Below are 15,157 nucleotides of genomic sequence, written 5' to 3' on the forward strand. Positions count from 1 at the left end.
GTTGCCGGGAGCCAGCGACAGAAAATAAGCTGCGACAAACTAAAAAGAGGCCCGCGATTGCTCGCGGGCCCAGAGAGAATATATGAATAAGGGGGGTCTGATAGTAGTATAAAACCGCTTACTGAACCCTAGCTGAAGGAAATATTACAATTCTATTACAAACAGAGAATCTCGGCGTATGTCGAAGTCCAGCTGGCGAGAGAAAATAAAGTTCTTTAACTGAAAATAGAGTTCTTTAATTGAAAATAAAGTTGTTTAGTGGACGTATAAACATGATTTAACCGTAGATAACAACAAGCGTCAATGAAAAACGGACAAGCCGCGAGGGAACTGCAAGAATAAGGTGAGTAGTAGAAATCTCCCTCATGGTTGTACCAATTGTTGATATTGGTGCTATTAGAGGGATATTTTTTACCCAACAATATTTAGTTCTCGATAGCCATACTTTTAGCCTTTCACCTAAACCTCTGAGGTCCGATGTTGATCTGCATGCGCCTTGTCGGTCGACGGTTTAGGTGAGCCACTATCGCACATTATAAGTTGTACTTGGACCTGCAGCATGAATCGCAACGATAAGGGAAAGCTGTAAATTAATCCGGAAAAGGATATAATCAAAATATCCGATTAAATTGATCGGAATATATTTGACATTGTTGCGGGAGAGCTGTAGACTGCATGGAGTTGAGCCAAAAGTATATTTGGAGGGAAGTATGATCATGAAAAGAAAACCACTCGCATCCTTGCTTCTTATAGTTGCCGTCCTTATGCTCGCCGCTTGCGGCGCGAAAAACGAGGGCGGCCAAGCAGGCTCGCCGTCCGCCAGCCCGGCGTCGAACGAATCCGGAGCGACGGAGCCGGCAGCCGACTCCTGGGAAGCCATCAAGGCCAGCGGCAAGCTCCGCATCGGCACGGAAGGCACTTACGCGCCGTTCACCTTCCACGACGCTTCGGGCAAGCTGACCGGATTCGACGTCGAGATCGCCGAGGAAGTGGCCAAGCGTCTGGAGCTGAAGCCGGAGTTCTACGAAACGCCTTGGGATTCCCTGATCGCGGGTCTGGACGCCAAGCGCTTCGACATCATCTTCAATGAGGTCGGCATCAACGACGAGCGCAAGGCGAAGTACGATTTCTCCGAGGACTACATCGCTTCCAAGGCCGTGCTGATCGTGCGCGAGGACAACAGTGACATCAAGTCGTTCGCCGATCTGAAGGGCAAGAAGGCCGGACAGTCGCTATCAAGCAACCTGGCGGCCATCGCCGAAGAAAATGGAGCGACCATCGAATCCGTGGAAAGCTTCAACCAGGCGATCGACCTGCTCGCCTCCAAGCGCATCGACGCCACGGTCAACGACTCGCTCTCCTTCCTCGACCTGAAGAAGCAGAAGCCGGATCTTCCCATCAAGGTCGTCGCCGAGGAAGCGGAAGCCTCCAAGAGCGCCGCTCTGATCCGCAAAGGCAATGAAGGATTCGTCAAAGCCGTGAGCGACGCGATCTCCGGCATGAAGAGCGATGGCACCTACCTGAAGATTTCCGAGAAGTACTTCGGAGAAGACGTATCCAAATAATCGTTCAAGGGAAGTTGATCACATGAGCGAAAGACAAATCGACATCCTGCTTGACTCCTTGCTGCCCCTGCTGAAAGCAGGGGTGGCTTTTACCATTCCTCTGACACTGGTCTCATTCATTCTTGGCATGATCGTCGCGGTCCTCACCGCTTTGGCGCGGCTCTCCTCCGTCGCTCCACTGAGGCTGCTGGCCCGATTCTACGTCTGGGTCATCAGGGGCACGCCTTTGCTGGTTCAGCTCTTCATCATCTTTTACGGCCTGCCTTATGCGGGCATTAATTTGAATCCGTTCACCGCTGCCACGATCGGCTTCACGCTGAGCGTAGGAGCGTACAGCTCGGAGATCGTGCGGGCAGCCATCCAGTCCATCTCCAAGGGCCAATGGGAGGCGGCTGCCTCGCTCGGCATGACGAGGGGACAGTCGCTGCGGCGCATCATCATCCCGCAGGCCGCCCGCGTCTCCGTACCTCCTCTGAGCAATTCCTTCATCAGCCTGCTGAAGGATACGTCCTTGGCGGGTAGCATTACGTATTTGGAAATGTTCAAGCTCTCCCAGCAGATCGTTGCCAGAACCTATGAGCCGCTGCTGGTGTATTGCCTGGTGGGAGTCATCTATCTGCTATTCTGTACGGTCCTCTCGTGGCTGCAAGGTTGGCTGGAACGGCGGCTGTCGCGATATTCGGCGAGTTAGGAGGAGGTTGCCATGAACAACGCTATGATCGAAGTACGAAATCTGCGCAAGTCGTTCGGTTCCTTGGAAGTGCTCAAGGGGATCGATCTCACCTTGGACAAGGGCAAGACCATGGCCATCATCGGCCCGTCCGGATCGGGCAAGTCGACGCTGCTGCGCTGCCTCAACCTGCTGGAGAAGCCGGATGGAGGCGAGATGGCGGTCTCTGGAGCCAGCCTCTCCTTCGGAGAAGGCCGGATGGTCAAGGAAGCCGATGCTGTCGCCCTGCGCAAGCGGACCGCCATGGTGTTCCAGTCATTCAATCTGTTTCCCCACAAGACGGCGGCCCAGAACATCATGGAAGCCCAGGTGACCGTCTACAAGAGAGGGAAGGCCGAAGCCCGCCGCCGAGCCGAAGATCTGCTGGATAAGGTCGGGCTGGGAGACAAAGCGGATGCCTACCCGCATCAGCTGTCCGGCGGGCAGCAGCAGCGGGTGGCCATCGCCCGGGCCATGGCTGTCGATCCCCAGGTCATGCTGTTCGACGAGCCGACCTCAGCGCTTGACCCCGAGCTGGTCGGGGAAGTGCTCAAGGTCATCCGGCAGCTGGCCAAGGAAGGGATGACGCTCGTCATCGTCACCCACGAGATGAAATTCGCCGAGCATGTGGCGGACCACGTCCTGCTGATGGACGGAGGCGTCGTCGTGGAGCAGGGGCCGCCCGCCGAGGTCATCGGCAATCCCCGCAGCCCGCGTGCCATTCAATTTTTGCAGAGGGTTTCTGGTTATGAAGCTCTGTGAGGCTAAGGAGTTTTGCTTCATGATGGAACGTTCTGCCGTACTGGATGAATTCGAGTCGGCATCGCTATGGGCGAGGAGCCTTGAGCTGGAGGCGGACGCCTGGAACATGCCAAGATGCAGAAAGACGGCACCGTAGACGGTGCCGTCTTTCTGCATTCCATTGCGAGAAATGCTGATTTGTGCGCCAACCCTTTGGCAGCATGCGTGGTACTTGTATGACGTTTACTGGGTTCCCTGATCGCTGTGAACGATCAGTCTGGTCACGTCTTTCTCCTTTTCAAATGCCTTCGAAAATGTCAGTAGAACAAGCTCCGTATCCATTTTTAAACTAACGGGGAGCATTAGTTCAATCAAACAGCGGCAGTCTAGGACATTATTTTCATTCCAGGGCTGCCGCTGTGTCTGTATACAAGCCAAGTCTAACACTTATCTATTTGAAGCTGACGGTCTCCAACAACGACGATCGGCGCTAGATCAACACATCCAGTCTAATTTCTATTACATGTTATTGACTCACATACTGGGGCGGTGACTGACTGGATGGATGATAGATCACACACCATCTAAAACATAGTTGAAGAGTCGTTTAATAGACTAGAGAGTAAAATAAGGTACAAGATTAATGGGAGACAATCTATTTCCTTAGGTTCTGAATAAAGTTTATTGTGCCAACTAGCAGCTCGGCAGCGATAAATATTAATATCATGTAAAACGAACGAGGTATCTCTTTTAGAGATTACCTCGTTTTTTCGTGTGTTTAATTGTTCCGGGAAGCAAAAGATTTATGCAGCGATTAAAGAACTCTATTTTCATTTATGCATAACCATTGTGTGGGGATGAATAATCCATTAAAGAACTTTAAATTAAAATGGAGCTTGATGAGCCAGTAAAAAATCGGGTCAAATCAACGACACGATTAAACAGCTTTATTTTCTCTTACCACCAGTGAAAAAAATGCGGTGAGCGATCGACGCAGGACAAAAGGGGAAATGTGGTAAAAATTAATTTTATCCTGCAACTAGACCGAGCAGTCCGTTGTTAACTTATAGATCGACAAATTAGGTGGTTACGCGCGGCCATCCCTTTGAAGATTGTAATCCGTTAGTGGAGGAGCGAAGCAATGTGAAAAAGAAGGCATTTCTTTTCTCAGGCATCGTGTTGGTACTCGCTGCAGGAGCCGGAGCTGCATATGGGGCTTCCCCGGATAAAGTTCAAGGATCTCTCAAATTCTTCGATGGCGTGATTTTCTCTGAAAACGACCAGGCTGCCCAAAAAGCCATCGTTGATTATATCGATCCCGTGTCCGGCAAGGCTGCCAAACAACATGAGCCCCATGCTGCAAGACTTACGGATGCCGGAATCGAGGTGGATAAAAATAAAACGGAGAAGACCATTGCTTTTGATCTAGACGGTAAAAAGATTCAATTGAAGTTTTCTTCCGTACAAAACGGGAAAAAAGAAGTCGTGCTGCCTGACAGCGGAGAAGGGTATGTGCTCACTCCCATCGCAAATGAAAGCGGATATATACTGGGCTACGATGGCTCCCTGTATGGACTAGACCTGGCTTCCGGCACTATTTCGAAGATACTGTCGGATACCGTTGGCGGATATGACAGGGAAACTTTGAAAAAGAAGAAAATAGAGGATCTCCCTCTCGTTTGGGGCGATCGCGCTCGTGTCAGCCAGAAAGGGGATTTCATGGTTTACTTCTCCAACCGTGAAGCCGTTCAAAACGGTCAGGGCGATGGACAGCTATGGGTGAAGAACCTTAAGACCCGGGAAGAGTTTCCAGCCTACTCCGGCGGCTTTGAATTCTTGGGATGGGGAAAAGAAAATCAAGCCTTTATCCGTTCACAGAACACGATCATCGGCGTTGATCTCGAAAATCGGAAGCAATGCGTTGTCCAAAACAACGTGAGCCTGGAGAGCGTGATTGCCTATCCGTACCTAGTCAATCCTGAGCTCAAGAGCGTCAAAGTAGTCAATCTTGACTCTAAGAAAGAGTTGTCGTTGGTTGAAGGAGTAGGAAGGATCGATATGATCCTGGCTGACCATACATCCTCGAAATTTGCCATGCTGAATTATCCCGATCCCACCTCTTTTAATACGAACCTTATTGTTGTCAGCGATCCTGAGAATGCCGCATCCAAGGTTGTTTCCCCTGACGCAGGATATGTTATCGATACCTTCTCATGGATCGATTCAGAGAATCTTTTGGTTGTTGCCCTGAAAAAGGGGACGACTGATCAAATGTCCTACGTTGTAAACATTAATAATTTGTAAGGGGGAGAATTTGAGGATGAAATTCAGACCCTTATGGACAGCCGCAATCGGGATTTTTTGTTCCAGGCTTCTGCTTTTGCGGCTTATGATTTCTCGCAATCCTTTGTTGAGGTTTCTGGGAGAGCAGCATCATAAGAGAGGGGCCCAATCTGGGCCCCTCTCTTTTTCTATCTTGCTAAGGATTGTTTTCTTTCCTATCATTCACAAGTTCACATGAGCAATTCTTTCAACACAGAAACAACCATGGAATGATCTTCCTCGCCAGGCAGTCCCGATACCGTTATGGTGCCTACGATTCCTTCATTTTCCAAGCGCAACGGGAAGGCGCCGCCTTCAGCCTTGTAATTATCCGGATCAAGACCGGAGGCTTCCACCGTTGAACCGGTCGATTTCATCAGGATGTGCATATAGTAGGAACTATGGCCGAAGTGATGGACAACGTTATTTTTCCATGACACCCATTCATCGTTATGAGAAGATGTGCCCTCCATTCTGCTGTAAAATAACAACTCGCCGTTTTTTCGAATATCGACGACGATCGATTTGTTCTCTAGCAACGCTTTTTCTATAATGCTAGTTCCAACCTTGTATGCGGTTTCGTTCGTGAAAAGAGAGAACTGAAGGTCCGTCTCTTCTTGCAGCAATGGTTGCAATAAAGCGTCGTATGGGTCCAAAGGGAGCACTTCCGTTTCTCGTGAATTAGTATTTCTTGGTTGTTATTATACAGGCTTGTGATGGTTTTATCGAGGTGAACAGAGCAAGTAGGTGAATGGATTAGTAACACCTGCGGAGCTTTTTTCATACGTATATTTCATGAACGATTATCGGCATAGGACCAGTTGCTGTTTTCATTTTCATTTCCTTTTTTGTAAGTGCCGATGATCTTCACATGAACAGATAATGGAGGCTACTAAGATGAATGAATTTAAGAACGATCTTCAAAATTTGAATATGGATGCGTTCAAAGTGAGCGGCATAACTCCGAATGCAGGTCAAGGTCAAGTGGATCCTAATAATGCTCGTCTGTGTGTCGGCATTTGCATCGGCTTTTGTGTCGGCGTTTGCGGCGGATTTGGCGGATGCGGTGGATGCGGCGGATGCGGCGGATGCGGCGGATGCGGCGGTTGTGTCCGCTGCGGCGGCTGCGCACGCTGTGGCGGCTGCGCACGTTGCCGTTAATAAGGCAGCTATTGCATTAAATAAAGGTTCAAGACACCTTTGCAAACGCTTTTGGGATGCAAGGGTGTCTTTTCTATGCATGTGCTGGCATAACGGACAAATAGCCTTACATACCTGTATAGAGGAACTCATGTTTCGAAAAGGTGGATTTCATCCTAAGGAGGAATGAAATTTGGATCCTTCGACGCGCCTTAAAGCGAGAGGAGATACTTTTTTTCTCCCCAGATCGGACGGAAGTGTCTATTTCCGCAACAATATCGGTTCATTTCGAATGGAAGGCAGCACGATTCATCAATGGATTGAAAAATTGATACCTGTATTTAATGGTGAGCATACGATGCATGATTTAACGGATGGATTGCCGGATCAATACCGTGATCATGTGTATGAGATTGCAAAAGTATTGTATGCGAACGGTTATGTCCAAGATGTAAGTCAGGATCGCCCTCATCAGCTGGAAGAGCGTATTGTTAAGAACTATGGTTCTCAAATTGAATTTTTGGACAGCTTTGACGGGTCAGGCGCATATCGATTTCAATTGTATCGTCAGTCCAGCGTGCTTGTTGTTGGAGCTGGCACTTTTTTGGTTTCACTTGTCAAATCATTATTCGAGTCTGGATTGCCGAAATTCCACTTGCTGAGCCTGAACTCGGAAACGGCGAATCGAAAACGGATTTTGGAGCTGGAGCAGCATTATCGCGAGTTTGATTCAGAGGTCAAGGTGGATGAGATCAGCTGGCCGAAGGATGAGGCAGTGGATTGGTCTTCGATTGTACAGCCTTATGCTGCGGTATTTTTCGTCTCGGATCAAGAAGGAGAACATGAGCTGAGATTGCTTAATGAAGCTTGCAGACAAAAAAACAAGGTGCTGCTGCCGGCTGTTATTTTTGGGCAGGCTGGTCTAGCGGTTCCATTGTCGTATTCTGATTCTAATTCGGAGGGCGACTGGGAATCAGCATGGCGCAGAGTCCATCATTCAGCCATTTATAAGGATGCAGAGGTTCACACTGCCTCGTCCGTTGCGGAATCACTGCTTGCTAACGTAATCGTCTTCGAATGGTTGAAAACAGCAGCAGAAGTAACAAAACTGGAGAAAAATAATAAATTGTTTCTGCTTAATTTAGAGACGCTGGAAGGGAATTGGCATTTGTTTCTTCCCCATCCATTCGTTCATGGTCGACGAATCATCGAGAAGATCAAAGATGTCGAGCTGCAGGCAGGAGCGGACTCAGAGAAACGAGCTTTAAGTGAATGGCTGCCTTTCTTCAGCCAGCTAACTTCAACGGAAACGGGCATCTTTCATATTTGGGAGGAAGGGGAGCTGCGACAGCTGCCGCTTTCGCAATGCCGTGTACAGCCTGTCGACCCGCTGTCCGTTGGCCCTGCGCTTCTTCTTCCTGAAATGATATGTAATGGATATAAGCATGAAGAGGCTCGAAGGGAAGCGGGTCTTAGTGGAATCGAAGCTTATGTGTCGCGTATGGCGGATGTGCAAACCAGCCAAGTTGATGAGGAAAGCGGAATATCGGACCGTTCAAGATTCGATGAGATCGCAAGCGTAGGAGCTGGCGAGACGATCGAGGAAGGCGTTTGCCGCGCTTTGCAAAAGTATTTAATGAAGGTATACGAAGCTCGCACACCGTCTATTACGCTGGTGAAGCTGAGTCATGTTGAGGATGAACGATGCCGTTACTATATAAATGCCTTGACTGCGATGCAAGGAGCACCAACGTTCGGACTGGGTGAGGACGTATTAGGTTTTCCTGTTGTGTGGCTGCAATCCAATGACCGCTGGTACGGTGCCGCTGATCTCAATATGACTCGGGCACTGCGGAGCGTGTTAATGATTGCCCTGCTTGATGCTCAAAACAAAGCAGATCAATTTGCGGGTAAATCGCATCATGCATCTTCAATTCAAGTAAAAGGATCTGAAATGGACTCTATTTCGATACCCGCTTGCGATCCATTCGAGCATCGAGAGGTTTTGCAGACTGCTGTGCGGCAATTGAATCGCATCCGCAAGCGTCTGCTCGTATTTGATTTGACTTCGGAACCTTTTTTCAAAGAGAAGCTGGCGGGAGTATACGGCATCTCGCTTCGAGAGGAGGTTGAAGCATGAGCGCTATTGTGGCGGTTGTTGGCGTAGGCCAGCTTGCGGACTATGTAAACGATATATTATCAGCAAGGTGTCAGCTTGTAAGGGTGAACGAGATCGCTTCCGAGCCGCCAGAAACGGCTGATCTTGCGCTCGTGCTTAGCGATGGATACGATTCATCCTCTCATCTTAAGGCAGAGGAAATATTCAAGCAATCTGGCACTCCGTGGCTGCGCGGTTTTGTAGCATTCGGTGAAGGGATCATTGGTCCGCTTGTCGTTCCTGGGAAGGCAGGCTGCTCGCAATGCGCTGATTTTCGGCTTTTAATGGCTGGAAATGATCGGAAGGATATGTGGGAGCTGCAGCATTTCTTTAGGCAAGGAGAAGTATTCCCTGATATTTGGTCTTCTCGCAGCGGACTATGGCATATGGCTCAACTTATTGCTGCAGAAGTCCACAACTTTCTTATCCGAAATACGGCTCAAATTGAAAATCATATCAAGCTCGTGCATTTGCAAACGCTCCATAGCTCGGCTCATTTTTATTTGCCGGATCCGCTGTGTACCGTATGCGGGGAAATACCGGATGACTCTGCCATAGCTTCGCGAATAAAGCTGCAATCCAGCCCGAAAATCAGTGAGAACAGCTACCGCACCCGTTCGATGGGGGAGTTGAAGGCCGTACTTTCCTATGATTATCTGGACAATCGCAGCGGTTTTTTGAAGGCAAAAATGATCGACCTTATCTCTCCATTTGCTGACGCCAGCATCATTTTGCCGATGTTCTCAGGGGATGAAGGCTGCGCAGGGCGTACACATTCTTTTGCAGACAGTGAAATGACAGCGATATTGGAAGGTTTGGAACGTTATTGCGGCATATCGCCGCGAGGAAAGAAGACAACGGTCCATGACAGCTATAATCATTTAACAGAGGCAGCGTTGAACCCCTCTCGAGTAGGACTCCATGATAAGGCGCAGTATGAGAAGCCCGATTTTCCGTTTCAACCATTTGATCCTAACCGAGAAATCGACTGGGTGTGGGGATATTCGTTCTTTCAGGAGAAGCCTATTCTCGTGCCGGAACTGCTCGCTTATTACAGCTCCGGCTGCGGTCACGGCTTTGTATATGAAACCTCAAATGGCTGCGCTTTAGGAGGAAGCTTGGAGGAAGCAATATTTTACGGCATCTTGGAGGTTGTAGAACGGGATTCATTTCTATTGACGTGGTATGCGCAGCTGCCGCTCGTTCCGTTGGATCCCTATTCCTCAGGCGATCTGGAAATGAATTTAATGGTGGGGCGGCTGCGCGATGTGTTCGGATACGATGTGCATTTGTTCGATTCGACGATGGAGCACGGCATTCCAAGTGTGTGGGTGCTTGCCAAAAACAGATCAGATCAAGGCGTAAATATGATTTGCGCAGCGGGCGCGCATCCTGATCCTGTGAGGGCGGCAAAAGGTGCAATTCATGAGATTGCGGGCATGCTGCTTGCGTTTAACGAAAAGCTTGAGGCGAACCGCGAGCAGTACGAACAAATGCTGCAGGATCCTTTTCTCGTTCGGCAAATGGAAGATCACTCCATGCTGTACAGCTTGAAGGAAGCGGAAGAACGTCTGAATTTCCTGCTCGATCATGATCGTCCAGTCCTCTCGTTCGAAGAAGCTTTTAAACCAAGAGCACGGCATGCCGATTTGACCGATGAACTAACCCTTATTCTTCAAATTTTCAGAGAGCTGAATCTGGAGGTAATCGTTGTTAATCAAACGACTCCAGAAACGCTGAGAAATGGACTTCATTGTGTGAAGGTGCTCATTCCCGGGATGCTTCCCATGACGTTCGGCCAGCACCTTGTCCGCTTGACTGGCCTAGAGCGGGTGCTGCGAATACCAGCAGAGCTGGGTTATGTGAAGGAGCAGCTTAAGCAGGAACAACTTAATTGTTATCCGCATCCGTTTCCATAAGCAGTTTCTTCTCATATACGTTGGTTTTCCTTGTGCTGGACTTAGGAGGAGGAGAAATGAGCCTGAAGGCATTTTTGCACCAGTTGCAATACGAGCCTGACAAAACGAAACCAAAAGATGTGGAGGTTGATTGGGAGAACGCGCCTCTGCCGTATAAGCTGTATCGTCATTTGCCTGCATATCCTCTCGCTTCCGATGTTCCGCTGAAGCTAACGGGAAAGCAAGGTATAGAGAAGCCGACACTTCGGGATATCGGGTGTTTTCTTTGGTACACCTTCGGTCTGGCACAGCTTAGTCAATCTGTTACTGAGCAATATACGGGGGAGCGATGGGAAAGCTCATTGCAGCTTTGCAGGCGATTTGTTCCTTCAGGCGGAGGGCTGTATCCGAGCGAAATTTATTTGTATTTGAAGCTGGAGGAATTGCCTAGCGGTATTTATCATTATGATGCGGCTCATCATCGTTTGATTTTATTGCGTGAAGGTCAATTTGATTCCTATGTGGGCAAGGCCTTAGGCGATCGTTGCGACATAACAAGCTGCTTCGCAGCTGTTTTTGTATCGACTTTCTTTTGGAAAAACTTTTATAAATACTATAATTTCTCGTATCGTTTGCAGGGACTGGACGCAGGTTTGGTGATAGGCCAGCTGCTTGAGGTGGCCAAGCGCTTTGACTTCGAGGCGGGAGTGTACTTTCAGTTTCTTGACCGTGCCCTCAACCATTTGCTTGGACTGCCTGAGGCAGAGGAAAGTGTATATGCTGTAATTCCGCTTGCGGCACATTCAAGTATGGAATGGTTCCACCATGATATCAGCAATAATACTGGGATGTCGTCAGCAGAATTATGCAGTGAGCTTCCAATCCTTGAGCATGATCACTATATACGCTCAAAAAAAGTATTGGATTATCCGATGCTGACCAAGCTTAATGAAGCATCCATGATGGATTCCTCCCTTTCATTTAAACAGCTGGGAAGGGAGCAAAAGGCAGTCCATCAAAACGATGATCATTTTTTGCCTCAAGCAGCTGGACTCACGTATGATTTAGCAGAGGTTTGCAGGCAGCGCTACTCGCCGGAAAATGAATTTGCATTGGAGGCAGTGAGTCAGTCGACTCTGGCGGCGCTATTGCAAGAGAGTATGAGTTCTTATCGCTATCGAAATGATCTGGATGGTTCGATCCAGAGTCCAATGTCTCGCGTAAAGCTATATGGCTGCTTTTATGGCGTTGAAGGAATTCCTGATGGTGCCTATCATTATGATGTTATGGCGCATGCGTTGCAGCTTGTTAGGGTTGGCGATCAAAGGCCGTGGCTTCAGAATGGGATGTCTTTGGATAACGTGAACTTATTCCAGGTTCCGCTGAGCTTTCATGTGGCGGGCGATCTGGGACATCTGCATGATGAGCTTGGTTATCGCGGCTATCGGATTCAACAAATGGAAACGGGAATGCTGGTTCAGCGCTTGCTGCTCGCTGCTTGTGCATCCGGAATGGAAGGACGTCCGCTGCTCGGGTTTGACGTTAGTGCCATGAATGAGCTTTATGGATTAGCCCCGCTCGGACAAACGAGTCTGATCCAAATCCCGATCGGTCCATGTCGGAGTCGTTCACTGCTTGAGGGAAGTTTAGCACAATAATTGATTTTGATGTGTGGGCTTTTGGAGAGCAAGTTGCGATCGCTCTCACTAAAGGAATGTTTACTCATGTTATCGCCTCCGCTGTCACCCCCGTATGCAAAAAGGTACCCGCACGCTGCCCACTTTTTTTCAAAGTGTCCAGTGGTATGGGTACCCGTTTAATTCAATCTGCCCTTTTTATCGTTTTTAACCTTAAGGCTGTTGAAATGCTGCCTTCTTCTGCAGTTCACCAGTTGGTTGGCATGTGACCGGGATGCAGAAGTGATGTGGATGAGGATGCACATACGTCATAGGATGAAGCCAAGCATGATGATAATCCAATGATTCGAGCTCCCATCCATCGTGATGATGATGGTAATCGAAGAACATGTGATCATCGAAGAACATGTGATCATCGAAGAACATGTGCTCATCCCACATTTCATGCATCATCGGGTGGAAATCGTCCATCATCGGATGAATGTCATCCATCATCGGATGATAGTGATACATGTTGTGGAAGTCATGCATCGGAAGGAAATCATGCATGTGATGAAAGTCGTGCATGTAAGGTAAGTGCTGCATTTGACTAAAATCAACGCTGCAATGATAGGAGTGAGGAGCAGGCTGCTTATACACAGTTTGAGGTCCCAAATTGGCCTGGGTCGGGCTTGATTGCATTTGGTGGTAATACTTGGGCATATCAGCCGATTGTGGCAGATAAGATTGATTGCGTAGCATGGCGTGCCTCCTTTTTGTCATACTCTACAGTATGCTTTGAACGATAAAAGGGCACTTATCCCTACAAAATGGGCTGCAAGCTTAGGCATTTAAGAATAGGACGGCTGTATTCGCTCCGTTTCACGGACCGATCGGTTTCCCCGACTTCAGTCAATGACCCAACTAGCCAAATCGTGGTTTAAGGATGAGCGGAATAACTCCCGGAATCCGAGTCCCGCGGAGTTTATAAATCTGCTAGAGACCCTAGCATCAGCACAAATTTACCGCCCGTCCAAACATCTCAACGATTAGAAACATAGAGTAGGGTATAAATAACGAGAGGGGGTATGAACAATGTCTGAAGTTGGTTATGGCGATGCTTTCAAAAGCCCAGCCGCCGTTCTGGTCCTGTTCATTCTGCTGGTTATCATCACAAAATCTTTCTGGTACTAATCGTTAGCGTCAAACCCTTCCCACCTTCTATCCGTTCCATGGCTATGACAAAATCCTCCTCATTCGAGGAGGATTTTTTATGACCAAAGAATATGTTCGTAAGAAATGGGAAACGCTCGTCAACGCTTTTCGGTCTAGCGGAGAGAAAGCAACGACATGGTGCAAGGCCAATCACTGGACCGACGCCAGTTCTATACGTGGATGAAGCGAATTGACGGTCCTGGATAAGATTACTTACCGATTATTCTTATTCATTGGGGTCTGTTTACGTACATGTATGTTTGTTGTCTGGACGAGCGGGGAATACTGATTCCATTCTGCTTAAATCGAAAGCCAGGAAGGTATAGGAACGGAAATTAATCGTATATGTACCAATTGAACAGGAATAAAGAGCAAGATATAGTGTTGTTACATAGGAGTTATGAAGGGAGTCAATTACTTTGAATGTTGAATTGTTTAAGGATTTGATTAAGGATGATCGGGGCAATTATTACGTAGCAGTCCTCAAGGAAGGTAATGAGCTGACTTTGGTTAATGCGATGCTAGAGCGGTCTTACGAAGATTTATTGGAGTTTAATGAGGAATTCAAACAAAAGTATGCAGAGTACGAGCACCAGTTCATTGGCAAAATCATCATGGATAAGGTGCGGCACGACGTCGTATTCGCTTCCAAAGAAGACGGTCATGGCCGAATGCATGATTTGGGTAAGGCAATGAGCGAATACAGGGTTACGTTTATCGATATGATTGAATTTTACCGAAATCCTCGGACAGGACGCCTATGACAGCGAAACCGATTAAACTTAGTGTTTTGGATTTGGTCCCCGTTTTTGATGAGGTCGATGCAACCTTCGCACTGGGACAAGCTGTAGAGCTGGCTCAAGCAGCCGAAAGACTGGGATATTTCCGTTATTGGGTGGCGGAACATCATGATATGCCAGGGCTGGCATGCACCTCAACGGATGTGCTTCTATCGCATATCGGTGCAAAAACACAGAGCATTCGTATCGGATCCGGGGCATTGCTGTTGCCGCATTATAAGCCACTAAAAGTTGCAGAATCCTTTCATTTACTCGCTAGTTTGTACCCGGGACGAGTAGATCTTGGTTTAGGAAGGGCGCCCGGTGGTTCTGCTGAAGTGAGCCTCGCTCTCAGTGACAACTTTCTTGAAAATGTCTGGAAAATGCCAGAATTGCTCCGAGGAGTTTCCGAGTTATTGCAGGGGAGCTATGAATACGAAGGACGTCGGATTACCGCCCGCCCAACTCCATCCGTATCGCCAGAACTGTGGCTGCTAGGGACAAATAAGAAGAGCGCGGCTTATGCAGCTGAGTTTGGAACAGGTTATGTTTTTGGCCAGTTTATGAGCGAAGTAGACGGGGAGGAAGTATTGAGAGCTTACCGCGAAGCGTTTACTCCGTCGGCTCTTTCCCCTGTACCGAGAGCGATCGTTGCCGTTGGTGTCGTTTGCGCGGAAACAGAGGAGGAGGCAGAGAGGCTGGCATCCTCGGGTACAGCTTTGTTTCAACAAGAAGCTTCCGCAGGGGAAAGGGCTCCGCTTTCGGAGCGTAAGCTGCTGATAGGCACGCCTGAGAGCCTAAAGAAAAAGCTCGAACAGTTATCTCACTTGTATGGCGTTGATGAATTCATTGTCGTTACGATGATTCCCGACTATCGGAAACGGTTGCGTTCTTTTGAGCTGCTTGCCCATACATGCTCAATGGCTTAATTCGTTTTATTATTAAAGCAGGAAGCGGGCGGGCCGTTCGCCTGGTATCCGACGTCGGTGCCGACGCTGTTCGTGCCGCTCGGCA

The 15,157-nt window shown here is 48.5% G+C and carries 13 protein-coding genes; 11 read left to right on the plus strand and 2 right to left on the minus strand.

The annotated features are described in order from the left end of the window. Window positions 1-716: 716 nt before the first annotated feature. The 4 genes from ACLBWT_RS08475 (at window position 717) to ACLBWT_RS08490 (ending at window position 5,319) form a co-directional block, all read left to right on the plus strand. Window positions 717-1,565: a transporter substrate-binding domain-containing protein gene (locus ACLBWT_RS08475; protein ID WP_447662620.1), complete on the plus strand. Its 849-nt coding sequence runs from the start codon at window positions 717-719 to the stop codon at window positions 1,563-1,565. A 22-nt stretch (window positions 1,566-1,587) separates the two neighbouring features. Beyond that, window positions 1,588-2,256 (plus strand): amino acid ABC transporter permease, encoded by a 669-nt coding sequence (locus ACLBWT_RS08480; protein ID WP_447662621.1) that lies wholly within the window; start codon window positions 1,588-1,590, stop codon window positions 2,254-2,256. A gap of 24 nt (window positions 2,257-2,280) precedes the next feature. After that, window positions 2,281-3,036: an amino acid ABC transporter ATP-binding protein gene (locus ACLBWT_RS08485; protein ID WP_447662747.1), complete on the plus strand. Its 756-nt coding sequence runs from the start codon at window positions 2,281-2,283 to the stop codon at window positions 3,034-3,036. 1,122 nt (window positions 3,037-4,158) lie between these two features. After that, window positions 4,159-5,319, plus strand: a complete 1,161-nt coding sequence (locus tag ACLBWT_RS08490) for a hypothetical protein (protein ID WP_447662622.1) — start codon at window positions 4,159-4,161, stop codon at window positions 5,317-5,319. 209 nt (window positions 5,320-5,528) lie between these two features. Here the strand turns inward: ACLBWT_RS08490 and ACLBWT_RS08495 are convergent, their stop codons facing one another. Next, on the minus strand, window positions 5,529-5,993 hold the full coding sequence (locus ACLBWT_RS08495) for a heme-degrading domain-containing protein (RefSeq protein ID WP_447662623.1): 465 nt from the start codon (window positions 5,991-5,993) through the stop codon (window positions 5,529-5,531). Between the two features lie 311 nt (window positions 5,994-6,304). Here ACLBWT_RS08495 and ACLBWT_RS08500 point away from each other — a divergent pair, with 311 nt between their 5' ends. Genes ACLBWT_RS08500 through ACLBWT_RS08515 form a run of 4 tightly spaced genes read left to right on the plus strand, consistent with a single transcriptional unit; the run spans window position 6,305 to window position 12,191 of the window. Next, complete coding sequence (locus tag ACLBWT_RS08500) at window positions 6,305-6,667, plus strand: hypothetical protein (RefSeq protein ID WP_447662624.1); 363 nt, start codon at window positions 6,305-6,307, stop codon at window positions 6,665-6,667. A gap of 3 nt (window positions 6,668-6,670) precedes the next feature. After that, window positions 6,671-8,617: a putative thiazole-containing bacteriocin maturation protein gene (locus tag ACLBWT_RS08505; RefSeq protein ID WP_447662625.1), complete on the plus strand. Its 1,947-nt coding sequence runs from the start codon at window positions 6,671-6,673 to the stop codon at window positions 8,615-8,617. After that, the gene (locus tag ACLBWT_RS08510) at window positions 8,614-10,554 is read left to right on the plus strand and encodes a TOMM precursor leader peptide-binding protein (RefSeq protein ID WP_447662626.1); all 1,941 of its coding nucleotides are present in this window, start codon (window positions 8,614-8,616) and stop codon (window positions 10,552-10,554) included. Before ACLBWT_RS08505 ends, ACLBWT_RS08510 begins: the two co-directional genes overlap by 4 nt. A gap of 56 nt (window positions 10,555-10,610) precedes the next feature. Continuing rightward, entirely contained in the window at window positions 10,611-12,191 is a 1,581-nt protein-coding gene (locus tag ACLBWT_RS08515) for a SagB family peptide dehydrogenase (protein WP_447662627.1), read from the plus strand. Between the two features lie 192 nt (window positions 12,192-12,383). Here the strand turns inward: ACLBWT_RS08515 and ACLBWT_RS08520 are convergent, their stop codons facing one another. After that, window positions 12,384-12,911, minus strand: coding sequence for a hypothetical protein (locus ACLBWT_RS08520; RefSeq protein WP_447662628.1), 528 nt, complete (start codon window positions 12,909-12,911; stop codon window positions 12,384-12,386). A 333-nt stretch (window positions 12,912-13,244) separates the two neighbouring features. On the opposite strand from ACLBWT_RS08520, the gene ACLBWT_RS08525 reads away from it, so the two are divergent. The 3 genes from ACLBWT_RS08525 (at window position 13,245) to ACLBWT_RS08535 (ending at window position 15,072) form a co-directional block, all read left to right on the plus strand. Continuing rightward, window positions 13,245-13,343 carry a YjcZ family sporulation protein gene (locus ACLBWT_RS08525; RefSeq protein ID WP_447662629.1) on the plus strand — a complete coding sequence of 33 codons (99 nt, stop codon included), beginning with the start codon at window positions 13,245-13,247 and terminating at the stop codon, window positions 13,341-13,343. A gap of 440 nt (window positions 13,344-13,783) precedes the next feature. Next, window positions 13,784-14,128 (plus strand): hypothetical protein, encoded by a 345-nt coding sequence (locus tag ACLBWT_RS08530; protein WP_447662630.1) that lies wholly within the window; start codon window positions 13,784-13,786, stop codon window positions 14,126-14,128. Continuing rightward, a complete protein-coding gene (locus ACLBWT_RS08535) occupies window positions 14,125-15,072 on the plus strand; it encodes an LLM class flavin-dependent oxidoreductase (RefSeq protein WP_447662631.1) in 948 nt (315 codons plus the stop codon). Before ACLBWT_RS08530 ends, ACLBWT_RS08535 begins: the two co-directional genes overlap by 4 nt. The last annotated feature ends 85 nt before the right edge of the window (window positions 15,073-15,157 follow it).

The sequence above is a fragment of the Paenibacillus sp. D51F genome, assembly GCF_053345695.1.